The organism is Pseudomonas sp. MYb118 (assembly GCF_040947875.1).
GTDB lineage: Bacteria > Pseudomonadota > Gammaproteobacteria > Pseudomonadales > Pseudomonadaceae > Aquipseudomonas.
In genome coordinates this window covers 650,945-676,949 of record NZ_JBFRXN010000001.1, presented here as the reverse complement: position 1 = coordinate 676,949, position 26,005 = coordinate 650,945, and the positions used below count along the sequence as shown (strand labels likewise).

Annotated in this window: 23 protein-coding genes; 11 read left to right on the top strand and 12 right to left on the bottom strand. The window is 61.5% G+C overall.

Annotated features, from left to right (window positions below; translation table 11 throughout):
- Positions 1–347: 347 nt before the first annotated feature.
- From ABVN20_RS03205 to ABVN20_RS03190, 4 genes are all read right to left on the bottom strand, one after another.
- Complete coding sequence (locus ABVN20_RS03205) at positions 348–521, bottom strand: hypothetical protein (protein ID WP_368554045.1); 174 nt, start codon at positions 519–521, stop codon at positions 348–350.
- A 63-nt stretch (positions 522–584) separates the two neighbouring features.
- The gene (locus ABVN20_RS03200; RefSeq protein ID WP_368554044.1) at positions 585–1,652 is read right to left on the bottom strand and encodes a lipocalin-like domain-containing protein; all 1,068 of its coding nucleotides are present in this window, start codon (positions 1,650–1,652) and stop codon (positions 585–587) included.
- Complete coding sequence (locus tag ABVN20_RS03195) at positions 1,642–4,113, bottom strand: FtsX-like permease family protein (RefSeq protein ID WP_368554554.1); 2,472 nt, start codon at positions 4,111–4,113, stop codon at positions 1,642–1,644. Before ABVN20_RS03195 ends, ABVN20_RS03200 begins: the two co-directional genes overlap by 11 nt.
- A 1-nt stretch (position 4,114) precedes the next feature.
- The gene (locus ABVN20_RS03190; protein WP_368554042.1) at positions 4,115–4,783 is read right to left on the bottom strand and encodes an ABC transporter ATP-binding protein; all 669 of its coding nucleotides are present in this window, start codon (positions 4,781–4,783) and stop codon (positions 4,115–4,117) included.
- A gap of 40 nt (positions 4,784–4,823) precedes the next feature.
- On the opposite strand from ABVN20_RS03190, the gene ABVN20_RS03185 reads away from it, so the two are divergent.
- The 3 genes from ABVN20_RS03185 (at position 4,824) to ABVN20_RS03175 (ending at position 5,800) form a co-directional block, all read left to right on the top strand.
- Entirely contained in the window at positions 4,824–4,994 is a 171-nt protein-coding gene (locus ABVN20_RS03185) for a hypothetical protein (protein ID WP_368554040.1), read from the top strand.
- 171 nt (positions 4,995–5,165) lie between these two features.
- On the top strand, positions 5,166–5,459 hold the full coding sequence (locus ABVN20_RS03180) for a type II toxin-antitoxin system RelE/ParE family toxin (RefSeq protein ID WP_368554038.1): 294 nt from the start codon (positions 5,166–5,168) through the stop codon (positions 5,457–5,459).
- Between the two features lie 2 nt (positions 5,460–5,461).
- Entirely contained in the window at positions 5,462–5,800 is a 339-nt protein-coding gene (locus tag ABVN20_RS03175) for an addiction module antidote protein (protein ID WP_368554036.1), read from the top strand.
- A gap of 137 nt (positions 5,801–5,937) precedes the next feature.
- Here the strand turns inward: ABVN20_RS03175 and ABVN20_RS03170 are convergent, their stop codons facing one another.
- A complete protein-coding gene (locus ABVN20_RS03170; protein ID WP_368554034.1) occupies positions 5,938–6,747 on the bottom strand; it encodes a class I SAM-dependent methyltransferase in 810 nt (269 codons plus the stop codon).
- A gap of 169 nt (positions 6,748–6,916) precedes the next feature.
- Here ABVN20_RS03170 and ABVN20_RS03165 point away from each other — a divergent pair, with 169 nt between their 5' ends.
- Positions 6,917–7,306 carry a hypothetical protein gene (locus ABVN20_RS03165; protein WP_368554032.1) on the top strand — a complete coding sequence of 130 codons (390 nt, stop codon included), beginning with the start codon at positions 6,917–6,919 and terminating at the stop codon, positions 7,304–7,306.
- Here the strand turns inward: ABVN20_RS03165 and ABVN20_RS03160 are convergent.
- From ABVN20_RS03160 to ABVN20_RS03140, 5 genes are all read right to left on the bottom strand, one after another.
- On the bottom strand, positions 7,297–8,727 hold the full coding sequence (locus tag ABVN20_RS03160) for a sigma-54-dependent transcriptional regulator (protein ID WP_368554030.1): 1,431 nt from the start codon (positions 8,725–8,727) through the stop codon (positions 7,297–7,299). The two genes, ABVN20_RS03165 and ABVN20_RS03160, sit on opposite strands and share 10 nt — an antisense overlap.
- Complete coding sequence (locus ABVN20_RS03155; RefSeq protein ID WP_368554028.1) at positions 8,696–10,192, bottom strand: sensor histidine kinase; 1,497 nt, start codon at positions 10,190–10,192, stop codon at positions 8,696–8,698. Before ABVN20_RS03155 ends, ABVN20_RS03160 begins: the two co-directional genes overlap by 32 nt.
- A gap of 102 nt (positions 10,193–10,294) precedes the next feature.
- Positions 10,295–11,326: an SCO family protein gene (locus tag ABVN20_RS03150; RefSeq protein ID WP_368554026.1), complete on the bottom strand. Its 1,032-nt coding sequence runs from the start codon at positions 11,324–11,326 to the stop codon at positions 10,295–10,297.
- Complete coding sequence (locus tag ABVN20_RS03145; RefSeq protein ID WP_368554024.1) at positions 11,323–14,124, bottom strand: multicopper oxidase domain-containing protein; 2,802 nt, start codon at positions 14,122–14,124, stop codon at positions 11,323–11,325. Before ABVN20_RS03145 ends, ABVN20_RS03150 begins: the two co-directional genes overlap by 4 nt.
- A 186-nt stretch (positions 14,125–14,310) precedes the next feature.
- Positions 14,311–15,759, bottom strand: coding sequence for a sensor histidine kinase (locus ABVN20_RS03140; RefSeq protein WP_368554022.1), 1,449 nt, complete (start codon positions 15,757–15,759; stop codon positions 14,311–14,313).
- A 405-nt stretch (positions 15,760–16,164) separates the two neighbouring features.
- Between ABVN20_RS03140 and ABVN20_RS03135 the strand changes: the two genes are divergently transcribed.
- The 6 genes from ABVN20_RS03135 to ABVN20_RS03110 all read left to right on the top strand — a co-directional run bounded on the left by ABVN20_RS03135 (position 16,165) and on the right by ABVN20_RS03110 (position 23,364).
- On the top strand, positions 16,165–17,511 hold the full coding sequence (locus tag ABVN20_RS03135; RefSeq protein WP_368554020.1) for a hypothetical protein: 1,347 nt from the start codon (positions 16,165–16,167) through the stop codon (positions 17,509–17,511).
- A 35-nt stretch (positions 17,512–17,546) separates the two neighbouring features.
- Positions 17,547–19,796 carry an Ig-like domain-containing protein gene (locus tag ABVN20_RS03130; protein WP_368554019.1) on the top strand — a complete coding sequence of 750 codons (2,250 nt, stop codon included), beginning with the start codon at positions 17,547–17,549 and terminating at the stop codon, positions 19,794–19,796.
- 70 nt (positions 19,797–19,866) lie between these two features.
- Positions 19,867–20,331 (top strand): curlin, encoded by a 465-nt coding sequence (locus ABVN20_RS03125; protein ID WP_368554017.1) that lies wholly within the window; start codon positions 19,867–19,869, stop codon positions 20,329–20,331.
- 27 nt (positions 20,332–20,358) lie between these two features.
- On the top strand, positions 20,359–21,804 hold the full coding sequence (locus ABVN20_RS03120; protein ID WP_368554015.1) for a curlin: 1,446 nt from the start codon (positions 20,359–20,361) through the stop codon (positions 21,802–21,804).
- 341 nt (positions 21,805–22,145) lie between these two features.
- The gene (locus ABVN20_RS03115; RefSeq protein WP_368554013.1) at positions 22,146–22,625 is read left to right on the top strand and encodes a phage infection protein; all 480 of its coding nucleotides are present in this window, start codon (positions 22,146–22,148) and stop codon (positions 22,623–22,625) included.
- A gap of 298 nt (positions 22,626–22,923) precedes the next feature.
- Positions 22,924–23,364: a phage infection protein gene (locus ABVN20_RS03110; RefSeq protein WP_368554011.1), complete on the top strand. Its 441-nt coding sequence runs from the start codon at positions 22,924–22,926 to the stop codon at positions 23,362–23,364.
- 185 nt (positions 23,365–23,549) lie between these two features.
- Here the strand turns inward: ABVN20_RS03110 and ABVN20_RS03105 are convergent, their stop codons facing one another.
- Complete coding sequence (locus ABVN20_RS03105; protein ID WP_368554010.1) at positions 23,550–23,867, bottom strand: DUF6124 family protein; 318 nt, start codon at positions 23,865–23,867, stop codon at positions 23,550–23,552.
- A gap of 537 nt (positions 23,868–24,404) precedes the next feature.
- On the opposite strand from ABVN20_RS03105, the gene ABVN20_RS03100 reads away from it, so the two are divergent.
- Positions 24,405–24,728 (top strand): hypothetical protein, encoded by a 324-nt coding sequence (locus ABVN20_RS03100; protein ID WP_368554008.1) that lies wholly within the window; start codon positions 24,405–24,407, stop codon positions 24,726–24,728.
- A 405-nt stretch (positions 24,729–25,133) separates the two neighbouring features.
- On the opposite strand, the gene ABVN20_RS03095 is transcribed toward ABVN20_RS03100, so the two are convergent.
- The gene (locus ABVN20_RS03095; RefSeq protein WP_368554006.1) at positions 25,134–25,997 is read right to left on the bottom strand and encodes a CsgG/HfaB family protein; all 864 of its coding nucleotides are present in this window, start codon (positions 25,995–25,997) and stop codon (positions 25,134–25,136) included.
- Positions 25,998–26,005 lie beyond the last annotated feature (8 nt).

Here is a 26,005-nt window from a genome sequence, read left to right as displayed (position 1 = left end):
TGTGAACATAAGGGATAAACGCTTCGCGAGAATCATTCTCGGAAAATACCGGCGGGAAAGGTGTTCGCCCAGTGTAATAGCCTTGGCAATCCATGCACCGGTAAAGAGCCCTCCACTGGGCGAACGGCGGGTATTTTAATGGAACACTGGTGCTATGTCCGCGCCATTAACATCAAATTTATCGAGCATTAATTAATTGTCATCAAAAAATTGATTTACATACACGTGCTAAACCCACCAGTTCGGTCATAACGTTCAAATATCCTGTACAAAAGATGTACAAGAACTATCGAAAGTTATAGAGCTACTGCTCCAGCACTTATTTCAACATTCACGCAAGGCAATATTCAGCGATTACCCGCAGTTTCCTGTGCGGTAGATTCGCCACTGGCAGTGCCTTTTGCATTTTCCTTGCGCCGGTTCGGATCGGTCGGACGCAGCGCATCATTATCACGCTCGACTTCTCCAGGTGGACGCGGCTCGTCAGGATGCTTCGCGGTATCGGGGGATCGAGTGTTCACGGCTGTTCTCCAAGTGCTGGCACTGTTGAATTAGGAGGTCGTCGCGCAGCCGAGAGTTCCACCTCAATAACCGGTCATTTCCAGATACCCCTGCCCCGCATGGCTGCCATTCAAGCGCACGGGCCCTTCCCAATAGGGAATCCGCAGGTCCATCCAGGCCTTGGGGTTCAGCGCCGTGGTGGTCAGGTCGAGTTGTTTGGCGGGAATCCTGATGGACCAACGCACCGGCATCGAGCGCCCGGCGACGGTCTCGTAACCTTGCGGTGTGAGGCTGATTTCAGCGCCGTGCAACAGCTCGGTGTGCCCCTGCGCATCGATCCAGGTGCCGGTGAGGTAAGGTTCGCCCTCGTGCTGGCGCATACGGTACAACATGACCTGTTCACCGCTGTCCAGGTGCAGGGAAAACCAGTCCCAACCGCTCTGATTGGCGGTCAGGGGCTGGCTGCTCCATTCACGGTCGAGCCATGCCGGGCCACTGACCTGATAGGCCTTGCCGTCGATTTCCAGGGTGCCGCTGGCCTGGAAGAACGGTTGGCTGTAGTAGTACGACGCCTGGCCCTGTTCGGATTTCTGGCTGAAGCCCTGGTCGCCCTGCAAGACCGGTGCATGGCTGGTCGCCAGTGTCAGCGCATAGCTGAATCCCTTGCCCCGAGCTCTGAGTTGCAGATCGTCCAGCCCTTCTGCCTGGCTACTGAACTGCCAGTCGTCGATCCAGGCATTGAAGGGCTGCACGGTCACCCCGGCCTGGCCGACGCCACCGCGGGCATAACGTTCGGCAGCGTGGTGCGCGGTCGCCGAGGTCACTGCGGCGTGGCCGAGCCAGATGGTCTGGGCGCCCCACCCGGCCACTTCCGGCGTGGCTTTCAACGCACTGCGAAACAGCGTCCATTGCACACCGAACTCCTGCCCCTGATCGTCCTTGAGGTTGGCGGTGACATACCACCACTCGATGCGAAAGCCCTCATGGACGCCGTGATCGGCAGGAAAACTGAACGTGCGCCCCGGCACCACCTGGGTGAAGGCGGCGGCTTCACCCCCCAGGCCCGCAAAGCCTTTTTCCTCAGGTTTAGAATCATCGCAGCCGCTCACCAGCAGCATCAGCAACCCCACCACCGCGAGCTTAATCCTCATGGGCAAAGGTCCTCAGCAGGTCCGCCGGTTGCGTGCGATACAGGGAATACAGCGGCCACGCCGACGCCAGCAGGGTCGCCAACAGGGCCAGCCCCATCAACTGCATCAGTTGCAATGGAAACACGCGCAATGGCAGGCGCCAGCCGAAGGCCTGCACGTTGATCACGGCGTCCAGGCACCATGCCAGCGCGATGCCCAGCGGTAACGCCAGCACCAGCGTCAATACCGCCAGCAGCCAGGTTTGCCCGAGGTTGAGCAACATCAACTGGCGGCGCGTCACGCCCAGCGCCCACAGGGGTGCGAGTTGGCCAAGACGGCTCTGGCTCTGGGTCAGCAGACTGATGAACAGCGCCACGCCAGCAACACCGAGGGTCAGGCTGTTCAACGCGGCCGTGGCCGCGAACGTGCGTTCGAACACCTGGGTGGACCAGCCCTTGAGTCGCGCCTGGTCAACGATGCGGCTGTCGTCGAGGCTGAAACGGGCCTGTAAGGTGTTGAGGAACGCAGGTATCAAAGCCGGCTCGATACGCAGGTTGAAGCGATTGGGCGTCAGTTGCGGCCAGCCGCGCAGCAGGTGATCGGCGTTGACCAGGATGTGCCCCTTGGGATTGCCATAATCGGCATAGATACCGACGATGCGCGGCGACCACGGACCGGTCGGCGTGGGCAGCGTCAGGTGTTCACCCAGACGGACGTCGAGGCGCCGGGCCAGTTGCTCGCTGAGCATCAGGGTGTCGTCCTCGGCCAGCCGCTTCCAGGGATTATCACCGAGGGCTTCGAGCAACGGCCAATGCTGGCGATAGCTCGGGTGGTCGATCACGCCGAACACATCCGCCGGCCAGCCCTGCAACTGGATCGTCACCTGCCAGTTGGGCAGCACCGCCGAGACCGATGGCTGTTGTTTGAGCCAGGTGAACAACTCCCGGGACTGCGCCGGGTTTTGCGGGTTGACGTACAGTTCGGCGGTCAGCCGCTGCTCGAGCCAGTCGTTGAAGGTCTGGCGAAAACCCGCGGTCATGCTACCCGCGCCGATGTTCGCGGCCAGTGCCAGCAGCAGCGCCATCAACGCCAGGCTCAGCGCCGGCAATTGCTGGCGGCAATCGGCGAGAAACCATTGGCCGAGCACTGAGCGACGGCGCTGCAACAGCATGTTGAGCAACCCATTGAGCACCACCGGCAATGCCAGCGCGGCACCGATCAGCAACGACGCCATCAGCACGAAACCACTGGCCAGACTGTTGCCGAAAGCCAACGCCAGAAGTGCGATCACGCCGGCCAGCGTTGCAACCCAACCCTGACGCCGCAACCAGCGCGCATGCGCCTGATGCCAGGCTTGCGGATCGGCCAGCGCCAGCAACGACAAGCGTGCCGCACGCAACAGGCTGTTCGCTCCGGCCAGCAATGCGCCGAACAGCCCCAGGCCGACTCCGCTGAGCCACCACCACGGGCTCAGGCTCAGCTGCCCCGGCACTTCGGCGCCATACAACCCGCGCAGGCTGGCGGCGACATCCGGCAACAGCACGCTGGCCAACAGGTAGCCGCTGACCACACCGGCGATACCGCCGATCAGCGCCAGAATACCCAGTTCGACAGCCAGGCAAATGATCAAGCGGCGCGCGCTGACGCCGCAGGCACGCAGGGTCCGGAGCAAGCCGCGGCGTTGTTCGAGGGCCAGCCCGATCGCCGCATGGACGATGAACAAACCCACGACAAAAGAAAGAAACCCCAGGGCATCGAGGTTCAGGTGAAAGCTCTCGGTGAGCCGCGACAGGTTGTTCTCCTCGCCGCTGCTTTTGAGTTGCAGTTGGCCCTTGAACTGATCCGGCAAGGCTGAGGTGAAGTCCTTGGGCAACAGCAGTCGCGACAACTGCTCCGGCAGTTGGAGAATCTGCTGGGCAAAGCCGATGTCCACCAGCAATACGCCGGGGGCCATGTCGGCTTGCACCTGAAGGGGTGGCAGCGACACACCGTTCACGCTGGCAGGTCGTTCCCCTTCCCTGAGCCCCAGGGCCTGCAGGGTTTGCGGCGAAATCCAGGTCGCGCCCGGCGGGCTGAAAAATTCGACAATCCGCTCGATCGCCATGGTTTGCCCCGCTACCGCAGAGCCGGCCGGCAACGACACCGGCTCGATCCCCATCAGTTGCAGACGCTGATCCTCATGGCCCTTGAGCGTCACCCGCCCCTGCAAGACCGGCGACACCGGCCAGCCCATCCGTCGCAGCTCGATGAACACATTCTGGGAAAACGTCCCGCCGCCGGGCGCACTGAGACTGGCCTGGGGTTCGCCGCCGATCATCTGGCTGGCCCGGGCATAACTGTCCCGCGCCTGACTGTTCAGCGCCTGCACACCGGTCAGCAGCCCCGTGGCGAGCCACAGCCCGGTCAGCACGCTGAACAGTTGCACCGGATGCCGCCGCCAATGGCTGAGCAGTGCCCGTAGCGTCTGGTAAAAAATCCGCACCTCAGCGATCGTCCGCGCCAACCAGACGACCACGGTGCAGCACCACTTTTTCCCCCAGTCGCGCAGCGACGCTCGGGCTGTGGGTGACCATCAACAAGGTGGTCGGGCTGTCTTCAAGCAGTTCCAGCAACAACTTCAAGACTTCATCGCTGGTGGCTTCATCGAGGCTGCCCGTGGGCTCATCGGCCAGCAGCAACTTGGGTTGTGCTGCCAATGCGCGTCCCAGGGCGACCCGCTGTTGCTGGCCACCGGACAATTGCTCCGGGTAGCGGCGCAGCACATCCCCCAGGCCCAATCGCCTGACCAGATGCGCCTGCCAGCGCTCATCGAAGCGCCCCGCCAATCGCGCCTGGAAGGCCAGGTTATCCTCCACGCGCAAACTGCCGATGAGGTTGAACTGCTGGAACACCAGGCCGATTTCCGTGCGCCGCCAATCGGCGAGCTGCCCTTCGCTCATCTGCTCGAGCCGATGCTCGCCACTGCGAATGCTGCCGCGGTCGACCTTGTCCAGCCCGGCGATCAGGTGCAGCAAGGTGCTCTTGCCACTGCCCGATTCCCCCATCAGCGCCAAACTGCTGCCGGGTTTTAGCCTCAGGTCGATCCCCTGCAACACCGGCAATGGACCTTGCGCTGTGGCATAGCTTTTGAAGACACCCTGGACCTCAAGCATGGGGATGACCTTTGGAAAGTGTGGGCACAGGATAACGGGGATGGGCGGTGACTGGCAGTTTTCTGATATTGCCTCCAGTGACGTGATGGTGACCGAGACGCCGCAGGCAGCCAAACAGCCCTCGTCATCGTTTACCTCCATCGCGAGCAAGCTCGCTCCTACAGGTACCGTGGTGTTCATGAGATCGGCGGATGGCGCAGATCCCCTGTAGGAGCGAGCATGCTCGCTCCTACAGGTGTCAGAGGGTTAACCAGATCACGTAATCCATTGCAGCATTTGTGCGGCGGGCAACGGATAGCCCTACGAAAATAAAAAGAAAAACACCGCCCGACCACAGAACCGACTGACTGTGTGCAAATGCCCAAATGGATACAGTCGTTTGATGAATTATCTCATTCAACAAACCACCCATTTCGCGACATGGCATTCCTCTGTCCGTGATTTACGGGCAAAGATGGCAATCGCTCGACGCATAGACCGAGCAACAACAGGAAACCTTGGCGATGTGAAATCGGTAGGTGAAGGCGTTTCCGAAATGCGCGTGGACATCGGTGCCGGCTATCGGGTCTACTTCACGCTGCGCAATAACATTGTCATTGTACTGCTTGCCGGTGGCGACAAATCCTCGCAAGCCGCTGACATTAGGCGTGCAAAAAAATTGGCCAAGGAGGTTTAGCCATGAGCCAGACTTTGACTGCATTTGATATGGCAGCGCTGCTGGACAGCGATGAAGCCATCAGCGAATACCTGTCCCAGGTACTGGCAGACGGCGATAACGAGGAGTTTCTCCGGGCTATCGGCTACGTGGTGAAGGCTCGCGGCATGACACAGATTGCCAAGGAATCAGGCATGGGGCGCGAGAGCCTGTGCAAAGCGTTCGCGCCCGGTGCCAAGCCCCGTTTCGAGACCGTGTTGAAAGTCGTCCATGCACTTGGAATCGACTTGCGCGCACAACCAGGCCATTCGGAAATCATTCAGCAATCTGAATACACCGTCTCGCCTTCCTCTCCCCAGTAAACACAAGGGCTTTCCTAAAGCAGATCCCCTGTAGGAGCAGCCGGTCGACGCTCGATTGCTCGCGATGGCGGATCAGGCACCGCGGCCCTCCAGACAGTCAGCGTTATCGTTCACGCCCATCGCGAGCAAGCTCGCTCCTACAGGTGTTTCACCGCCACCCAGGTAAAACACATCGGCAATTGCGCGGTCTGTTGCTGATATCGGTCATACAGCTCTTCACGGTTGGAATGCGGATATTCCTGGAAATGGCTGATCTGCAGGCCCGCCGCGATGGCGGCGGTGAAGAGGTCGCCCAGGGTGTGGACGAACCAGTAGGACGTCGCCGCCGGTTGATCGACCTTGCCTTCGTAGACGATCGGCTGGTTTTGCACGAACGGCTCGCGGCGAAAGTAGGAGCTGTCCAGGCGATAAGGGTCGGCGGCCTCGGGGTCGAACATTTCCAGGAACGGATGGGTTTCGTACACCACCAGCACGCCACCGGGCTTGAGGACGCTTGCAACGTGACGGAAGAACTCGCCAACATCCGGCATCCAGCCCAATACGCCGATGGTGATCAGGGCCACATCGAAGCGCTCGCGCAGTTCATCCGGCAGGTGATGGATGTCGGCCTCGATGAACCGGGCCGGGTGCGGCGAGCGGGCCGCAAGCTCCCGAGCCTGTTCGAGAAACGCCGCCGACTGGTCCACCCCCACCACGCTATCCGCGCCCAGCGCAAACAGCGACAGGCTCTCGCGGCCGTTGTTGCAGCCCAGTTGCACCACGGCCTTGCCCTCGACACCCACCTGTTGCAGCACCGTGCACAGGGTGTCGTCGAGGCAGGAAAAATCGGCCTGGGTCACCTGTTCCAGCAGGGACAGCCATTCGGGGTTTTCCTTGTGATGTCGGGCAGAGTCGTTCCAGGCATCGCGGTTGCTGGCGATGGCTGATTGGTTTGACGGCATTTCCATTGCACGCTCCAGAATGGGCAGTTGTTGAACCGGACCGAGTCTAGATCAGCGCTGACGACAACCCCATGTGGCGTTTGTAGCAATGTTGTAAACCGGCAGCCGCCACGCCCGGCAGCTATAGTTAATGGCCTTGGGGACATGCGGGAAAACCGATTTCGCAGGTGCAGCCATGAAACACACCGATCTGATGCTGTTGTTCGCCCTCGGCCTGACCACCACCCTCGCCGCCCACGCGGACGACAGCCTGCCACCGACGTCCGAGTACAGCAGCGAGTTCAACTACTACGGCGCCGATCAGCCGTTCGCTCACCCGGTGCCACCGAGCCTGAGCACGGTGCCGCCGGGCTCGTACATTCCCACGGCGCCGCAGGATTTCATCCCGATTTCCAGCCAGCATGAATTTTCCGATTCACGCCTGCCGACAGTCGCCGACGCCACCGTGCGGGTGTTCATCCGCACCTACGACGCCGAGCGCGGGGTCTACGTCAACCAGGAAGTCGTCGACCCCGGTTGCCTGCTGACCTGTATCAGCCAGAAGGCGATGACGGTTTACCACTGACGTTTGTCCGGACGTGCCAGGCCGAGCTTTTCGATCCGGTAACGCAGCATGTCCCGGCTCAAGCCCAGCAGGCGCGCGGACTTGGTGACGTTCCAGTCGGTCTTGTCGAGCATCTTGCGCACCATGTCGCGCTCCACTTCCGGCAGGTTCATCGACTCGCTGCTGGCGCTGTACACCGGGCGAGGTTCGCTGTGGGGCATCTCCGGCATCACCAGCGGTTCATCCACCAGGCTCATGCACACGTTCAACTGGTGCGCGGCGATGGTGTCGCTCTGGGCGAGCAAGACGGTCTGTTCCAGCATGTTGCGCAACTCGCGCACGTTGCCCGGCCAGCTGTAGCTGAGCATCAGCTCTTCGGCCTGGTCGCTGAAATGCAGGTGCGGCTTGCCATAACGTTTGCCGTGCAGGGCCAGGAAATGCCGGGCCAGCAACAGGATGTCTTCGCCTCGGGCATACAGGCGTGGCACCTTGATCGAGATGATGCGCAGACGGAAGAACAGGTCGCGGCGGAACTTGCCCTGCTGGACCATCTGTTCGAGGTTGCAGTTGGTGGCGCTGATCACCCGCAGGTCGACCTTGCGCTCCTTGACCGACCCCACCCGGCGAATGGTGCGGTCTTCCAGCAGTTTCAGCAGCTTGGCCTGCAGCAGCAGGTCCATCTCCCCCACTTCATCGAGAAACAGGGTGCCGCCATCCGCCGCTTCGACCAGCCCGACCCGGCGGTCCTTGGCGTCGGTGAACGCGCCCTTCTCATGGCCGAACAGTTCCGACTCCAGCAGGTTGGAGGGGATCGAGGCACAGTTGAATTCAATGAACGGGCCCTTGCTGCGTGGCCCGTCGAAATGCAGGGCGCGGGCCACCAGTTCCTTGCCGGTGCCGGTTTCGCCTTCGACCAGCACCGGGGGCAGATCACCATTGGTCATGCGCCGTTCGGCGTCGAGCAACTGGCCAATGGTGTTTTTCAGGTGCTGCATGGGCGCTGATTCACCGATCAAGGCTTGCACTCCCGACTTCTGCGCTTCGCGCTCCTGGTAGAACGACAGGGTACGTTCCATCCGGTCAGTGGCCAGGGCCTTGTCGAGCATCAGCTTGAGTTCGGGCAGCGCCACCGGTTTGGTCACGTAGTGAAAAGCACCTTCCTTCATTGCCACCACGGCGTCTTCGACATTGCCGTAGCCGGTCATCATGATCACTTTCAGATCCGGCGCGCTGATGCGCAGCTTCTGGATCAGGTCGTGACCGCTCATGCCCGGCAGCGAGTTGTCGGTGAGCACCACGTCGGGGGCAAACGTGCGCATCTGGTCCAGCGCCTCTTCAGCCGAATGGCAGACCGTCACCTCGAAGTCCCTGCGCTCCAGGTACGTCTGGATATTCTCGGCGAGGAGTTCGTCATCCTCGACCAGTAGAATGCTGTGCTCCATGATCCTCTCCCGTTGCCACTTTAAAATTGAGACTGACGCGGGTTCCTTCCTGCTCCTGGCTGGTCAGTTCGACCGAGCCTTCAAAGCGCTCCATTATTCTTTTGACCAGGGCCAGGCCGACGCCCAGGCCACCTTGTTTGGTGGTGAAAAACGGTTTGAAAACCATTTGCTGTTGTTGCCGGCTCATGCCCTTGCCGGTGTCGCTCAGGGTCATGCGCAAATGGCCGGGATGTTGCGATTCGATGTCGATGCTCAGCACGCCGCCCTTGGGCATCGCCTCCAGGGCGTTAGCGAACAGGCTATTGAGAATTTGCGTCAGCAGCACCTGTTGGCTGACGACCGGTGTGCAGGCCATCGACGTAAAGCGCACTTCGACGCCACAGCGCTTGATCAGCGCTTCGAAGGCGCTCAGGGTGTCGTCGATGGCGGCCACCAGATCCACCGTTTCGTCATCGTCATTGACGGGGCGCAACGACACCAGCAACTCGCGCACCCAACGCGACATGCGATCGACCTGGCTGATGATGTCGCCAATGTTCTTCTGCGCACCGTGGCTGGCGATTTCCTGGGCCAGCTCGGCGCTGGAACGGATGTTCGCCAGTGGGTTGCGCAGGCTGTGGGCCACCGCCGAGGACATTTCCCCCAGGGCGACGAAGGTTTCGTTGCTGATCAGTTGCTTCTGCTGGCTCTCCAGCAGCTTGGCCGCGCGCCAGACGATCCAGAACAGCCCCAGATAAATCGCGGCGCCGCCCAGCAGCGTGGCAAACCAGATGGTCTTGAAGCCGCGCTGGATGCTCGCCACCAGGTCCGCCGGCTCCTTGTAGATCTCCACCATCGCAATCACTTTGCTTTTATCGGCGTTGAACATCGGGATGTAGTTCTCGATGAACAGGTATTCGGGCTCACGCAGCAGGCGCTGCTCGGGGCGTTCCTCATCAATTTCGTGGTAACTGGTGGACACCGGTTCCTTCATTTCGAAGGACTCGTCCAGCTCATCGTCATCAGCAATGCGCACCCCGATCAGCTCCGGGTTGGTCGACCAGACCACGGTACGGTCCAGGGCGTACACGGTGGCCAGCAGCAGGTCGGGCAGATGCTCGACATGATCGAGAAATTCGCCACGGGAAGAGGCCCGGGCCTGCGCCGTCAGGTCAGGATCATCGTCATCCTGGCGCGGGTCGAGCATTTCGCCGATGGTCCGGGTCGGCGAGATCGAGGCATGGCGGATTTCGGCGGCGCCGATGGCTTGGACGAACTGCGCGGTGAGCATGGAATCACGCTCGATGCTCTCCTCCACCACGAAACGCGTGGAAATGTAGCCCAGCGCCAGCGCCACCCCGGCGATGATCAGGAAGCTGCCCAGGGAAAACCAGCGCAGCAGATTGAATTGTCCCCGCAAGCCCAAGCCTTCTTCGGCTGGCGTGGTCGGCAACGCAGGTACTGGTGGTGGGTCGAGTATCTGCATGGGTGGAGTCCTGGTCGCGACGTAAGGCATTTCCCGTGGTGTTTCGAATCAGTGTAGGTGGCATTGATCGAAACCGACGGCCTCAATGATTGTATTTAGCCGCTATTGCACCTGGGCGGCCTGCAACGGTTGCTGTCGTTCGGTTTCCTCCTGCAAAAAGTCGATGATCGACTGCGCCGACTGCTCATCCAGGCGCAAGTTGGGCATCGGAATTCGCTCATAACGCTCGAACAACTGCGTGGCGATCGGGTCCTTCTCGGCCAGCAGGCGATCCGGCTCGCGAATCCAGCGATTGAGCCAGGCCGGCTCGCGCTGGCGAGTCACGCCGATCAGGTCCGGGCCGATGCTGCGCATGCCGATACCCTGCCCGTCCTGGGGCCCGAGGCTGTGGCACGACGCGCATCGGGTACGGAACAATTCTTCGCCATTGCTCGGCGGGCGGATTTCGGGAGCATTGGCGTAGCTTTCTTCGGCACTGGCCTGCTTCCAGTTCTGCAGGGTGTTGGCCAGTTGGTCGGCGAGGATCCACGGGTTCTCGAACGGTGAGGCTTTCATCCAGCGCCCGGTTTCCTGGTTGCCGACGATCAGGCTCAGGTTGTGGTCCTTGCTGCGGCCGTTGTCGACGCCTTCGATGAACAGCCCGAGCTTCTTGCGCAGATCGGTGACGGCCTCGAACTCGCCGGTCAGGAACTGCCAGCCCGGCCCAACCTTGAAACGTTGTGAATAGGCCTTGAGCACTTCGGGGGTATCGCTCAAGGGGTCGATGCTGATCGAGTAGAAAAAAATGTCCTTGCCCACCCGGTCCCCCAGCAGCTTTTGCACCTGGCGCAGGCGCGCCGTTTCCAGCGGACATGAATCGCTGCAAGAGGTGAAGATGAAATTGATCACCACCACCTTGCCTTTGATCAGGTCGTCGAAGAACCGCACCTGCCGACCGTCCTGGTCGGTCAGCAGGGTGTTGGGGAAGTAATCACCGCCCCAGGGCGTGGCCGATTGCGTCGGCGCCAGCACGCCGTCGTGGGCCACCAGAACGCGGGTGGCCAGCAGACAGGTCACCAGCATCAGGATCAGGTGCATGCCCAGGGCCCGGGAGCGTGGCGTCGGCTGCGTCCTGTCGACGCCCGCCCGGTTCATTTTTTCACCTGCACTTGCGGGCCGAAGCCATCGCCATTACGGAAGGTTGGCAGCGCGGCGGAGTTGACGTAGCGCACGCCATCCCAGCTTGGCAGCGGTGTCGGCATCAACTGCAGTTGGCCGGGTTTTTCCAGGTCCCAGCGCAGCAGCATGGAGTTGTCCTCATGCTGGGTGTTGTGACAGTGCTCCATGTAGGTCCCGGCGAATTCGCGGAAGTTGATCGCCATTTCGACGCTGTCCAGGCCATCGTTTTCCGAACCGATGCGGTACACGTCCTTGCGTGCCCATTTTTCCCATTCCGGTGGTGCCTTGCCGCCACGACTGAGGATGATGCCTTCCTCGAAGTGCACATGCACCGGGTGGCTCCAGCCCTTGCCGCCAGCCTTGATGTTCCACACTTCCAGGGTGCCGAAGCCTGCGGCGCCAGCATCGGTCGGGCCGGAATTCAACTGGGTCGAGGCATTCAAGCGCCGAGGGTCCATGTGGAAGCCGAACCCGCCGTCGGTCTTGACCGTCCACGGAGCCTCATCGGTGCCGTCGGAACGACCGAAGGTGAAGGTGCGATGGCGAGCGGCAGCCAGGCGTTGCTTGTCAGCCGCGTTGTCGCGGTGGATCTTCAGCGGGATCATCACCAGGCCTTCGGCCTTGCCGGGTTTGGCGGGTTCATACGCGGCCGGGTCCATCGCCAGGTCCTGGCCGGTGTAGGCCTTGACGTTGAGTTGCAGGACCTTGCCGATGGCCGGGTCGCCCTTGTCCCACTGCGGCCCCTTGCTGGTCTGCTTGATCACCGCCAGGTATTTCTCCGACAGCACGTCCGCCAGGGAAATCGGCTCTTTCGGGCCTTTACCGTCGTCATGGGCCAGCAGGTTGACGAAGAAGATCTTGTCCCCCGGCTTGATGCCGTTTTTCGCGAAGTTGACGATGATGTCGAAGCGCTCGGCAATGCCCTGGGTTGGCAGGATGGCGTTGTGGTTCTGTTTGTCGCCGTCGGCATCCAGGTCCATGGTGCCGTCGAACGGCACGGCGTGTTCCATGATGTTGCCGTCGTTGGCGATCATGTGGAACGGCACCCGTGCATAGGACACGCCCGAGCCTTTGGGGCCCTGGAATTCGCCACTGGTGCCCTTGATTTCCCGCACCAGCGCCAGTTTGAAATAGCGCGATACCGAGCCGTTGAGCATGCGGAAGCGGTAGCTGCGGGCGCGCACGTCCAGGGTCGGTTTCCACTGCCAGTTGACCAGTACCTGGTCACCGAGGAAGCCGTCGGTGTTGAACGGGTTGAACCACAGTTGGCCGCTCTGATCCCAGGCCTTGTCGGCGAACAGCAGGTTGACGTCATAGTCGCGGTTACCCCACGGCAAGGCGCTGCCACTGGGCAAGCGCAGGTTGACACCGTCGTTCACCGATTCATTGCCGCGGTCCAGGGCGCTGTAGTAGTTCATCATCGCCGCGTTGCCCTTGTAGACGTTCTGCGCGGTGAAATCGAGCATGTGGTCGTGGAACCAGTGGGTGCTCATGGTCTCGCGCCAGTCGCCACGAATCTTGATGGTGCCGTGGTCGCAGGTCTTGAGACTGGGAGTCAGGTCGTTGGTCCACAGGGTTTCGCCCGGTGCGCAGGGGAACGCCGCGCGCGGGTCTTCGGCCTTGGTGTTGATGCTGTCGTAACCGGCCAGCTGGATCGGCCAGCGATAGTCGTAGTACTGGCCGGGGAAGAAGAACGCGTTGGCATAGCCGTCGCTTTCCGCCGGGGCGTGACCGTTGTGCTCGTGGGTGCTGATGGTGTGCAGGCCGAAGCCCATGTTGGCCGCCGGATCAATCGGCAGGCCGTTGTAGTGGCGCATCAGCACCGGCTGGCCGTAACGCACCATCAACAGCTTGGGCGGCAGGGTGCCGTCGAAGGTCCACACCGAGTTGTGGTTCTGCACCGGCATGTTCGGGTGGATCCGCGCATCGACGCCCTTGGCCGTGCCGTCGGTGGCCGGTATACCCGCCACGTTGTGATAGAGACCACCGGGGCCGAACTCGCCCACGGCATAGCCGTGCATCTGATGGCTGTCACGCCAGCCGGTGTTGAGCCGCGCGCCGGTCTGCACGGTCTTGTAGGCCATCTGCGGGTAGAACTCGTTCCAGCGCTGGTGCGACCAGCCTTTTCCCGGTGGACGCCCTTCGGCCGACGAGCCGATGCGGCGGTTGAGGAAGTACTCGATCTGTGCCTGCCACGGGTTGCGGTCCACCACGTTGGAGAACTGGCTGGGGAACGGCGTCAGCCCCGGCTGGCGCATGAAGGCGTCGAGGGCCGCACTGGGCGGGGCACTGCGCGCCACGCTGGTGGGGTCCTGTTGTGGCAACGGGCCAACGGTGGCCGCCGGGAACGGCAACGGAGCCGCCGGTGTGGTGGGGTCGAGTTTTTCCGGGCCGAACTCTTCGAACAGCACCAGTTGCTGGGTAAACGGCAGCGCGCCGAACAACGGGCTGGGTTTGCCGTTGGTGGGATAGTTGAAACTGGTCTGCACCCGCGGTGGCAGGATGTTTTCCTGGCGGGTGGTATCGCGGGTGCCTTTGACGCCGTCGGGCAGATCGAAGGAGTCTTCGTTGGCCTCAGGCATGGTCAGGATGGCGTTGAGCGCCGCAGGCTCGTCGGCCGGCTCGTCGTAGTAGGCCGAAGGGTCCGAGGTTTCTGGCTGTCGCTCGTCATCGATCGGGCTGGCACGCAGCGTTGCCGTGCCCAGTGCCATTGTGAGGGCGACGCCCAAGGGCTTCAGGAGCCATTTGAAGGGATAACGCGCTTTCGTTTTCATCACCAGCCGCCTCGTAGTCATGAAGGGGGTGCTGGTGGTGGTGCAAGGAGCCGGCCAAATTTGTAACAACTTAATACGAAAGTGTTAATACCTCGTAAAACAATGGCTTATCAACATCAATGTGCCATGCCCCCTGATTGGGGCTGGGGAATGACACCCGCTAACGGGGAAAGTTCATCCCCATTTTCAGGGGAATCGTTTGAACGACAGACGGACACAAGTGCCCTCACCCTCGCGACTGTCCAGGCGTACCGCGCCGCCACAACGCTCCATGATCCGCTTGACCAGCACCAGCCCGACGCCAAGCCCGCCCTGCTTGGTGGTGAAAAACGGCCGGAACGCCATGCTGCGCTGTTCTTCGTTCATGCCTTTGCCGGTGTCACACAACGAGACTTCCACGGTTTGCGAGTCGCTGGCTTGCAGGGTGATGGTCAACGTGCCGTCCTTGTCCATGGCTTCCAGCGCATTGGCGATCAGGCTGTTGAGAATCTGCGCCAGCTGCATCGGCTGGCTGAGCACCATGGGCGTTTCCTGCGGCTCGAATACCACGTTGACGCCGGCTTTGGCGATCTGCTGTTCGAAGGCCGACAGGCTGTCGTGCAAGGTCGCCACCAGGTTCACCGATTCCGGCTCGTCCTGCAGCGGCCGCAGCGATTGCAGCAATTCGCGCACCCACTTCGACATGCGATCGACCTGGCCGATGATGTCCTTGATGTTCTTGTGCGCCGGGCCGCTGTCGAACTCCAGGGCCAGCTCGGCGCTGGAGCGGATGGTGGCCAGCGGGTTACGCAAACTGTGGGCCACCGCCGATGACATCTCGCCCAAGGCGACAAAGGTTTCGTTGGTGATCAGTTGCTTTTGTTGCGCCGCCAGCAAAATCGCCGCGCGCCGTACGATCCAGTACAGGCCCAGGTAAATCAGCCCGCCGCCCAGGGCCGTGGCGAGCCAGATCAGCACCAGGCCGCGCTCCATGCGCTCGATGAGGTCCTTGGGTTCCTTGTAGATCTCGACCATGGCCGTGACGTTCTTGCCCTCGGCGTCGAACAGCGGAATGTAGTTCTCGATAAAGATGTATTCCGGCGGCGTGATGAACTTCTGCTCCATGCGCGCCTCGTCGACGTCGTGGTAACTGGCCGACACCGGGGTCTTGAATTCGAACGCATGATCCAGGTCTTCATCCGCCTCGATGGTGGTGCCCATCAGCGCCGGGTTGGTCGACCAGATCACCATGCGGTCGGGGGCGTAGATGTTGGCCAGAATCACGTCGGGCAAGTGCGCGATGTGGTCGAGGAATTCGCCCCGGGCATCGGCACGGGCGAGCGGGTCGATTTCCGGGAAGTTGCGATCCTGGCGCGGGTCGAGCAAGTCCCCCATGGTGCGCACGTGGGGAATCGAGACGTGGCGCACTTCGGCCGAGGCAATCGCCTGAATGAACTGCGAGGTCAGCAGCGCATCGCGCTGGATGCTCTCGGTAATCACGAACTTGGTGGACACCGCGCCCAACGCAATCGCCACGGTGCCGATCACCGCCATGCTGATCAGCGAAAACCAGCGCAGCAGATTGAACGGCTGCTTGCGCGAGCGCAGAAGGACATCACCCTCCTCGTTGCGGAGGGTATGTGTTGGCATATTCATGGGTGAACTTCCCGACGACTCCCCCTTTTGGTTATAGCCCATGGCCACGTTTTTGCCCGGTGTTGGGTCAAGTGCCGGGAATGGGGAATGTGTTTTCAGTTCCTCTGTGGGAGCGAGCCTGCTCGCGATGGTGGTCTGTCTGTCACCACTGATGTCGACTGATAGACCGCCATCGCGAGCAGGCTCGCTCCCACAGGAAAAAGATCAAGGTTCCCCATCCCCAGCCTTCCCCCAATCCTGGGGAAACTCGCCCGCTCTCCCCTGCGCCGCATCAGTCCCTCTCCCTGCCGACAGCCAGCAACCACGGGCCTCTGCTGGCAATTTTGCGTTCTTGGTATGGAAGTTGCCGAAGCCCCCTCAACTGACCCAACCCCAGGGGGCAGGTCTTTGATAGAGGGAAAACTCATGCACCCTTTACTGTCCAAAACCGCGATCGCCTTGATCGTGAGTGCACTGGCCCAAGGCTCTGCCCAGGCCGCCCTGTTTGCTGTCGACACCGGCCCCTATGTGCCAGCCAACGGCAATTTCGCCGCCTGGTATCAGGATTCCCACGGTCGAACCCTCGACCTGTGCCTGACCAAGGCTGTCAGTTCCAGGGCTCCGGTGGTGCCCGGCGCGCCGGCCTACATGTGCCTGTTGAATCCCAACCCCGGGATTTTCGACGACACGCAGCCCATCGTTTTCCCGACCAATTTTCCCGATGAAGCCTTCTGGTTCACCGGCGACGGCTCCATCGTCGATGCCGCTCGCGGGATCGACCTGACCTACGTCAGCGCCCTGGAAGCCGCCTTCGCGGCAGAAGATCCGGTAGAAGGCGACCAGGTCAGTTTCGGCCGTATCCGCATTCGGGTCGATGTACCCACCGCCGGCATCTACACCATCACCCACCCCTACGGCGTCGATATCTTCGACGTGCCCGCCGGTGGCCGCCGTGCGATCAACATGACCCGGGACATCGGCATCGGCTCGCCAAAAACCTACGACGGCGCGCTCAAGAGTGACCTCGGTCCGTTCCTGCGCAGCCTCAACGGCCCCTACACCGAAACCAACCCGGCCACCGGTGCCGCCGAGCAATTTGTCGGCGATCCGAACCTGGAAGAGGCCTTCACCGGCAGCCCCTTCAACACCAACTACATCCGCATCGAAGGGCCCAACGGCCTGGACCTGCGCACCACGGTGATGGCCATCTCCGGCAAATTGTCGACCGTGGCCCGCCCCACCCCGCTGATTGCCGAGCGCAGCACTTACTCACGCAAAGCCGGCGCCAGTGCTCCGGTGGCGCAACAGGACGTCTTCGTGCTGGCGCCGCCACCACCAGCCGTCGTCAAGCTGGACAGCAACACCCCGGTACTGAACCTGACCGAGGCCGACACCACCGGCCACTGGTACGCGCAGTCGTCCACCAACCCGACCTTGCCCGCCAACCTGGTGGTGACCGCCGATAACCAGATCGCCATCCCCACCAGCACGCCGACCACGCGGTCCATGCCGCTGACCGATCTGGTGGTGATCACGCAGGCCCAATACAACCTGAGCAACAGCACGCTCACCGTCGTCGCCTCCAGCAGCGATGAAACCTCGCCACCGGTGCTGACCGCCACCTCCGGTACCGGTGTCGCCATCGGCACCCTGAGTGGCAACGGCGCAGAGAAAACCCTGTCGACCGGCATCACGCCGATTCCACCGGCCAAGGTTCGGGTGACGTCCGCCAATGGCGGCACCGATATCGAAGACGTGGTCATCGTGCAATGAACGCACTCATGCCCAGATCCGCATCAGGAGGCATCATGAACAAGTGGCCACGCTTCGCACTCAACGCGCTGGGGCTGACTCTTTCGTTGTCCGGCAGTGCATTCGCGCAACTCGCCGCCGTCGACCCCGGCCCCTACACCTTCGCCACGGGGAAATTCCCCATGTGGTACCAGGACAACAATCTGCTGTCGATGGAACTGTGCCAGTCACGGGCAACCAGCACCCGGGCACCCGGTGCGCCTGGCGCGCCTGCCTACATGTGTATCCTGAACCCGGAGCCCGGGGTGTTTGACGACACCCTGCCGATGGTGTTTCCGGATAACTGGCCGCCGGAAGCGTTCTGGTTCCTGGCCGAGACCAGCATCAACGATGTCGGCGGCTATGGTGTGGATGCCTACGTGGCGGGGATCGAAGCGGCGTTCGCCTCGGAAAACCCGATTGATGGCGACCAGGCCAGCTTCGCGCGGATTCGCATCCGGGTGAACATCCCCATTGCCGGGACTTACGTCATTACCCACCCTTACGGCCAGGAAACCATTAACGTTGCAACGCCAGGCCGGCGGGCGATCAACATCACCCGCGACATCGGGATTGGCGCACCGGGCAACTTCTCCGGCGCGCTCAACGGTGAAGTCGGGCCTTTCCTGCGCGGTGTCGGCGGCCCTTACACCGAGGTGAACCCCGACAACGGCGCAGTCGAGACCTTCATCGGCGACCCGAACATCTCCGAAGCAGTCACCGGCAGCCCCAACAACACCAACTTCCTGCGCGTCCAGGGCCCGGCTGGCACGATCCAGACCAACCTGTTCACGGTGTCTGGCAAAGTCCTCGACAACCGCGAACAAACGCCTGTGGAAGTCGGACGCGCCACTTACCGGCGGACCTCCACCGGTCCAGGTACCAGCAGCACCCGGGTCGAAGTGTTCAGCAAGTCGGGCAACAGTTCGAACCTGTGCTTCCGTGAAACGGTGGCACTGGTGGCCGGACCGCCGCCATCCCCCTGCCTGACCAGCATGCTCGGTGATGGTCGCGGCGAATACTTTGGTCATCGCCTGACCGGCAGCACCGTGCCGCCGGTGGTGGTGATTACCGCCACCGATCCGAGCGGGGTCAAACGGCCGACTGCGGTGTCGAGCAAAGTCACCGACGTGGTGAAAGTGCAGACCGCCCGCTACAACTGGAGCAATCACAGCCTGCTGATCGAGGCCACGTCCACCGATGAAGTGAACGTGCCGGACATGGTCGCCCAGGGTTATGGAAGGCTATCGAAGAACGGCACCCTGCAGCGCATCACCATCGCAGACCTGACTCAACCACCGGCCAGCGTAACGATCAAATCGTCTGCGGGGGGCAGCGATACCGAACCTGTGGTGGTGGTCGGTACTGCGCCGGATTCCGGCGAGAACCAGGCACCGATCTCCAACGCCGACAGCGCGAGCACCAGCTTCGGCGTGCCGATCACGCTCAACCTGTTGACCAACGACAGCGATCCGGACAACAACGTGCCGCTGGCCATCACCGCGCTGACCCAACCACCGAGCGGACAAGGCACCGTACAGCTGAGTGGCACCACCGCCGTGGTCTACACCCCGCCTGCGGTCGTCAACACCACACTGACCACGACCTTCACCTACAAGGCTCAAGACGTCAAAGGCCTGGCCTCGACTACGCCAGCCACCGTCACCATTACCGTAGCGCCCAACCAGGCGCCAACGGCAGTGGCTGACAGCGTCGCGACGCTGGGTGTGGCGGTCCCGATCAGCGTGCTGGCCAACGATACCGACCCTGAAGGCAATCTGCCGCTCGCTGTGGCCAGCTTCGGCCAGCCACCTGCTGGACGTGGCACGGTCACCAGCAACGGTACGGTGCTGACCTACACCCCACCGGCCAGCGTGACAACGGCCTTCACCACGACCTTCACCTACTTCGTGCGGGACAGCTTCGGCGCCGTATCGACAGCTCCGGCGACGGTCACGGTGCAGGTCTCGCCTCGGCCTGCGGCGGAAACCTTCGCCGTAACGGCGGCCACCGTGACCGCACGTTCCAACAACCGCTTCACCTGGGACCTCAGCGGGACCTCATCGGTGACCACTGGCAACACCATCACCGTGCAGGTCAGCACCCCGACCGGCGTGCAGACACTGGGCACTACCACGGTGCCGGTGACCGGACGCTGGCGGCTGACGGTAAACAACACGACAACGGTGATCCCGTCGGCCAACCCGACCGCCACCATCACCTCGTCGCAAGGCACCGTGCGCACCGTGCAAGTGATCTCCAACTGAGCCCGCGCCCCATCGGCCACCCGGCTGATGGGGCGCACTCAACCCAAAGGCTGAAACGAAGGACAAAGCCATGAAAACGTCGACCGCCGCCCTGCTCTGCCTGCTCCTGCTTTGCGGCAGTGCAGGTGCGCGCGCGGCCGACGACCTGATGGAAAACGACGACCTGGGCCCTGGCGCCGATCTCGGCGAGATGCCCGCACCGGTTGGCCAGCAGGCGCTGATCAACCAGAACGGCCAGGCCAACCAGGCGGTGCTGCAACAGAACGGTCAGTCGTTGCTCGGCACCATCGTCCAGTCGGGCAGCAATCAGGAAGCCTACATCCTGCAACAAGGCAGCGACCTGATGGCGATGATCACCCAGCAAGGTTATGGCAACTCGGCTTCGATCACCCAGAGCGGTAGCCAGAACCGTGCGCAGATTTCCCAGAACGGCAACAACAACGACGCCAGCATCGACCAGGCCGGCACGGGGCTTTCCAGCGCCGTGAACCAGTCCGGAAACGGCATGAGCGTATCGGTCAAACAATACCGCTAGAGCACTGCACCCCTTGGAGGTTTCATCATGTTCAAACTGACGCCCCTTACCGCCGCCATCCTGGTCATGGTCAGTGCCCAGGCAATGGCCAATGACAGCGTGTCCAACCAGAACCAGACTGGTACTGCCAACGTCGCCGACGTCAAGCAGAGCCAGGCCTCGTTCAGCACCGCCACCCAGCAGCAACTCGGTCAGGGTAACGATGCGGCTGCCGTTCAGGATACGGCCAGTGGCACCATCGACCAGAACCAGGTCGGCGACTACAACGCCGGTTACGCCGAGCAGTTGTTCGAAGACAACAGCAAGATCACTCAGCAGCAGAACGGCGCCTTCAACACCGCCCACGCCAGTCAGTCCATCGGGGTTGGCGGCGGCGAAGTGCTGCAACAGCAGGAAGGCACCGGCAACTTCTCGTTCGTCTACCAGGACAGCCAGGAAGGCAGCACAGGCCAGACCTTCCAGTTCGGTGACAGTAACGAAGCCAACATCGAGCAGATCCAGCTGGGTGCCGCCAACAACTCGGTGATCATCCAGTACGGCACCGGCAACTACGGCACCGCCGAACAGGTGTTCCACACCGGTGGCCAGATCAACATCAACCAGGCCGGCAGTACCAACTACGCCTATGGCGACCAGCGCAATGGCGAAGGCGGCACCCTGACCATCAACCAGTTCGGCGACGGCAACGGCACCGAGGTGTGGCAGGACACCCAACTCGCCAGCCAGGCCACCGTCAACCAATCCGGTGTGAGCAACGAAACCGTGGTCGACCAGAGCTTCGGCGAAAACAACGTCGCCCAGGTGTTCCAGGTCGGCGATCTCAATGCCATCTACGCGGACCAGTTCGAATCCATCGGCTCGAGCCTGGCGCTGTACCAGACGGGCGTGGGTAACGTGCACTTCACCTACCAGACCGGCGACAGCCATTCGCTCTCCGCCACTTCGGTGGGTAACGACAACAAAGTCTACGCCAGCAACTGGAAAGGCCCACAAAAAGGCGGCCAATTCGGCAGCAACCAGCGCGCCACGGTCAATCAGAACGGCAATGGCAACACCGCCAACTTCACCCAGGACGGCGTCAGCAATATCATGACCACCTTCCAGGCGGGGTCGGGCAACAAGACCACAGTCGTCCAGGCTGACAGCTTTAACGAGCTGTACTTCGAGCAGAACGGCAGCGACAACATCCTCATCTCCGACCAGCGCGGCACCGCCAACCTGGCCATGGGCAGCAGCACCGGGATGAGCAACACCACCGACTTCACCCAGTCCGGCACCGGCAACGAGGCCTACACCTCGCAGAACGGCGACGACAACATGATCACGGTGAAACAGGCTGACACCATGAACGTCGCGTACGTGACCCAGGACGGCACCGGCAACACCGCCAACGTCGACCAGAGCGGTGTGACGCAGATGGCAACGATTCAACAGATGGGTATGGATAACCGGGCGACAGTGTTGCAGCAGTAAGCGCGGCGTAAGGAAAACCGCGACCCTGGTGAGGGTCGCGGTTTTTTTTGTGCTTGGGGGTGATGACGCGGGGCAGCCCTGATGTTCCGCGGTAGGAGGTTCATCACTGTCCACTGTGGGTGCGGGCCTGCCCGCGATGGTCGTTAACGATGACGCGGGGCAGTCTGACGCCCCGCGGTGCCTGGGCTACCATCGCGAGCATGCTCGCTCCTACAGGGGGGTGGTTGGTGCGGGCATTATCGGCGTCGATAGTTACCATCAGTTCAATGAAGTTCTCATAAAAAATCTGCGGCGTAACATCAGCTCCATACCAACCAATAACACCCCCGGAGCACTCGATCATGAAACGCCAAACTCTTCTCAGCATCGCTTTCTCGGTTTTCGCAGTTAACGCTTTTGCCGCTACCTCTGCTCAGCCAGTTGTTGCTGAAGGCGGGTCGGATCGTTTGATTGAACGTCGTGTGGCTGAAGGTGGTTCGGATCGTCTGATCGAACGCCGCGTTGCTGAAGGTGGTTCGGATCGTCTGATCGAGCGCCGTGTAGCCGAGGGTGGCTCCGACCGTCTGATCGAACGCCGTGTAGCTGAAGGTGGTTCGGATCGTCTGATCGAACGCCGTGTAGCTGAAGGTGGCTCCGACCGTCTGATCGAACGCCGTGTAGCTGAAGGTGGTTCTGATCGTCTGATCGAACGCCGTGTTGCCGAAGGTGGTTCCGACCGTCTGATCGAACGCCGTGTTGCCGAAGGTGGTTCCGACCGTCTGATCGAACGTCGTGTAGCCGAAGGTGGCTCTGACCGTCTGATCGAACGCCGTGCCGTATGAAGCATGGCTCCAGCGCAACACCTGACAAAAAGCCCGGTCTGAACAGCCGGGCTTTTTTGTGCCTGTCGGGGGACCTGTAGGAGCGAGCTTGCTCGCGATGGTCGTTAACGATGACGCGGGGCAGTCTGACGCCCCGCGGTGCCTGGGCTACCATCGCGAGCAAGCTCGCTCCTACAGGGGGGTGGCGCGGGCATTATCGGCGTCGATAGTTACCATCAGTTCAATGAAGTTCTCATAAAAATTCTGCGGCGTAACATCAGCTCCATACCAACCAATAACACCCCCGGAGCACACGATCATGAAACGCCAAACTCTTCTCAGCATCGCTTTCTCGGTTTTCGCAGTTAACGCTTTTGCCGCTACCTCTGCTCAGCCAGTTGTTGCTGAAGGCGGGTCGGATCGTTTGATTGAACGTCGTGTGGCTGAAGGTGGTTCGGATCGTCTGATCGAACGCCGTGTAGCCGAAGGTGGTTCCGACCGTCTGATCGAACGCCGCGTAGCTGAAGGTGGTTCGGATCGTCTGATCGAGCGTCGTGTAGGTGAAGGTGGCTCCGACCGTCTGATCGAACGCCGCGTAGCCGAGGGTGGTTCTGATCGTCTGATCGAGCGCCGCGTAGCCGAAGGTGGCTCCGACCGTCTGATCGAGCGCCGTGTAGCCGAAGGTGGCTCTGATCGTCTGATCGAACGCCGCGTAGCCGAAGGTGGTTCCGACCGTCTGATCGAGCGCCGTGCTGTATGAAGCATGGCTCAAACGCAACACCTGACAAAAAGCCCGGCCTGAACAGCCGGGCTTTTTTTGTGCCTGTCGGGGACCCTGTAGGAGCGAGCTTGCTCGCGATGGTCGTTAACGATGACGCGGGCAGCCTGGCACTCCACGGTGTCTGGGCCTCCATCGTCGGAACGCCGCCCGGAGCATGCTCGCTCCTACAGGGGATCCAGGTTATCCAGCGCGCGATTCACTGCCAGGTCAGCCAGCATGATGATTTGCTGGATGCCCAACAACATGCTGCGCTGCGGCCCGTCCACGAACACCGACAGATCTCCGGCCATGATGCTCGCCGAGGCCAGGGATTCGCAGGCGCTGGCCAACAGGGTTTCGGTGTCGATGTCAGGGGCGATGAGGAACAGGGTACTGGGGGTGTGGGGGGATGCGCACTTCAGCAGCGCAGGATCGAAACCCAGCTCGTCCACTGGCTCGTTTGGTGAGGATGATTCGGGGGGATTTGGCGTTACCTTGGGCATGGTGAAGCTCCTTGATCAATGGAGTCGCCACGGGTTGCTGCTAAACAAGTTGGTGGCAACTGTACGCGGGTTAGCAGACCAGGGATCAAGGAACCCGGCGCACCGAAGTGCCCCACGCACAGTCACCGTAACGAGGTGTGCTGGCGTGCCTTGAAATTGTCCAGGCTGCTAAACCCGTTCGCTGAATGGGCAGCGACAGGGGAACGGTAAGGCCAGGAGACAAGGCACACAAGCCAGCGGATTCTGGCGTAGTTGTAGGCAAAGGAGCAAGGTGAGGCCGTCGCGGAAGTATCCTACAGAAACAGTTTCTGAAGGATCGGGCTCGGCCGCGATGGTCGTTAACGATGACGCGGGGCAGTCTGACGCCCCGCGGTGCCTGGGCTACCATCGCGAGCAAGCTCGCTCCTACAGGGGGTGTGGTTGGTGCGGGCATTATCGGCGTCGATAGTTACCATCAGTTCAATGAAGTTCTCATAAAAATTCTGCGGCGTAACATCTGCTCCATACCAACCAATAACACCCCCGGAGCACACGATCATGAAACGCCAAACTCTTCTCAGCATCGCTTTCTCGGTTTTCGCAGTTAACGCTTTTGCCGCTACCTCTGCCCAGCCAGTTGTTGCTGAAGGTGGTTCGGATCGTTTGATCGAACGTCGTGTGGCTGAAGGCGGTTCGGATCGTCTGATCGAACGTCGTGTGGCTGAAGGCGGTTCGGATCGTCTGATCGAACGCCGCGTTGCTGAAGGTGGTTCTGATCGTCTGATCGAACGCCGGGTTGCTGAAGGTGGTTCTGATCGTCTGATCGAACGCCGGGTTGCTGAAGGTGGCTCTGACCGTCTGATCGAGCGTCGTGCCGTATGAAGCATGGCTCCAGCGCAACACTCAACAAAAAGCCCGGCCAGAACAGCCGGGCTTTTTTGTGCCTGTCGGGTGACCTGTAGGAGCGAGCTTGCTCGCGATGTCGTTAACGATGACGCGGGGCAGTCTGACGCCCTGCGGTGCCTGGGCCACCATCGCGAGCAGGCTCGCTCCCACAGTGCTTTGTGGATATCAGGAGAGGTCGGTACGACGGCAAGATCGCTATCGCGGGCAAGCCCGCTCCCACAGGGTTTTGTGAATATCAGGAGAGGTCGGTACGACGGCGAGATCGCTATCGCGAGCAAGCCCGCTCCCACAGTGTTTTGTGGATATCAGGAGAGGTCGGTACGACGGCAAGATCGCTATCGCGGGCAAGCCCGCTCCTACAGGGGGAGCAGGCCGTCTCGGTCATTCCTCTTCTTCGGGAACGACTTTGTTCTGTGTCAGGTACCGATCCAGCGTTTCATTCTGGACGGGCACGGAGTTGTCCCCCGCCACTTGCCACAGGTGCCGCTCGATCCCCTGGGCCAGCAAATGCCCCACCGCTGCTTCGATCGCCGACAGTACACACAGTTGCGCCGGTTCGTTGGTGGTGTAGCCGACCTCGGCTTCGAGCAGTTTCTTGAACTCGATGAACTTGAATACCCCGGCGCTGCGGCCGACCGAGTAGATGGTTTTGCTGGTCATGACGTTGGCCAGCACCTGGCCGCTGCGTACGTCGACGGCGCGCAGGTTGACGGTGACCTGGTCCACGCGGTACTCGCGGGAGATGTCGATGCCCAGGTAGCGCGCCCCCTCCCCGCCGCTCTTGACGTTGGTGTCGTAGGCGATGATGCCGCCTTCGAGCATCATGTTCGCCGCTTGCAGCGGTGGCAGTTCGGCCTGGATGTTCACCGGGGTGTTGGGCTTTTTCTGCGAGGCGCGGATGATCTTGCGTTCGGTCAGCAGGTTTTGCAGACCTTCACGCTCCAGCACCACGAACCAGCCGCTGGCTTGCAAGGCGTCCATCAGCATGCTGGCCGCGCCCTGGGTCACGCTGGTGGAAAACGAACTGGCCGGGGTCGGTTTGTATTGCCCGGTCTGGTCACGGAAGCCATACACCACCGCCATCAACCGGCCCTTGGGACGCGGCATGTTGATCAGGTCGTAGTAAGTCGAAGCCCTCGGGGTCAGGGTCGGGGTCTCGGTGTCCTGTTCGGCACCCACCGGTTCGCGCAGACTGCACCCTTGAAGCGCTGCCAACATCAGCCCTAGCATTATTATTTTTTTCATCTCGATCA

Bases quoted from the DNA above. Each gene is read 5' to 3' on its own strand.
- ABVN20_RS03200 (WP_368554044.1), bottom strand. From the start codon at position 1,652: ATGAGGATTAAGCTCGCGGTGGTGGGGTTGCTGATGCTGCTGGTGAGC.
- ABVN20_RS03190 (WP_368554042.1), bottom strand. From the start codon at position 4,783: ATGCTTGAGGTCCAGGGTGTCTTCAAAAGCTATGCCACAGCGCAAGGT.
- ABVN20_RS03185 (WP_368554040.1), top strand. From the start codon at position 4,824: ATGGGCGGTGACTGGCAGTTTTCTGATATTGCCTCCAGTGACGTGATG.
- ABVN20_RS03180 (WP_368554038.1), top strand. From the start codon at position 5,166: ATGAATTATCTCATTCAACAAACCACCCATTTCGCGACATGGCATTCC.
- ABVN20_RS03175 (WP_368554036.1), top strand. From the start codon at position 5,462: ATGAGCCAGACTTTGACTGCATTTGATATGGCAGCGCTGCTGGACAGC.
- ABVN20_RS03170 (WP_368554034.1), bottom strand. From the start codon at position 6,747: ATGGAAATGCCGTCAAACCAATCAGCCATCGCCAGCAACCGCGATGCC.
- ABVN20_RS03165 (WP_368554032.1), top strand. From the start codon at position 6,917: ATGAAACACACCGATCTGATGCTGTTGTTCGCCCTCGGCCTGACCACC.
- ABVN20_RS03160 (WP_368554030.1), bottom strand. From the start codon at position 8,727: ATGGAGCACAGCATTCTACTGGTCGAGGATGACGAACTCCTCGCCGAG.
- ABVN20_RS03155 (WP_368554028.1), bottom strand. From the start codon at position 10,192: ATGCAGATACTCGACCCACCACCAGTACCTGCGTTGCCGACCACGCCA.
- ABVN20_RS03150 (WP_368554026.1), bottom strand. From the start codon at position 11,326: ATGAACCGGGCGGGCGTCGACAGGACGCAGCCGACGCCACGCTCCCGG.
- ABVN20_RS03145 (WP_368554024.1), bottom strand. From the start codon at position 14,124: ATGAAAACGAAAGCGCGTTATCCCTTCAAATGGCTCCTGAAGCCCTTG.
- ABVN20_RS03140 (WP_368554022.1), bottom strand. From the start codon at position 15,759: ATGAATATGCCAACACATACCCTCCGCAACGAGGAGGGTGATGTCCTT.
- ABVN20_RS03135 (WP_368554020.1), top strand. From the start codon at position 16,165: ATGCACCCTTTACTGTCCAAAACCGCGATCGCCTTGATCGTGAGTGCA.
- ABVN20_RS03130 (WP_368554019.1), top strand. From the start codon at position 17,547: ATGAACAAGTGGCCACGCTTCGCACTCAACGCGCTGGGGCTGACTCTT.
- ABVN20_RS03125 (WP_368554017.1), top strand. From the start codon at position 19,867: ATGAAAACGTCGACCGCCGCCCTGCTCTGCCTGCTCCTGCTTTGCGGC.
- ABVN20_RS03120 (WP_368554015.1), top strand. From the start codon at position 20,359: ATGTTCAAACTGACGCCCCTTACCGCCGCCATCCTGGTCATGGTCAGT.
- ABVN20_RS03115 (WP_368554013.1), top strand. From the start codon at position 22,146: ATGAAACGCCAAACTCTTCTCAGCATCGCTTTCTCGGTTTTCGCAGTT.
- ABVN20_RS03110 (WP_368554011.1), top strand. From the start codon at position 22,924: ATGAAACGCCAAACTCTTCTCAGCATCGCTTTCTCGGTTTTCGCAGTT.
- ABVN20_RS03105 (WP_368554010.1), bottom strand. From the start codon at position 23,867: ATGCCCAAGGTAACGCCAAATCCCCCCGAATCATCCTCACCAAACGAG.
- ABVN20_RS03100 (WP_368554008.1), top strand. From the start codon at position 24,405: ATGAAACGCCAAACTCTTCTCAGCATCGCTTTCTCGGTTTTCGCAGTT.
- ABVN20_RS03095 (WP_368554006.1), bottom strand. From the start codon at position 25,997: ATGAAAAAAATAATAATGCTAGGGCTGATGTTGGCAGCGCTTCAAGGG.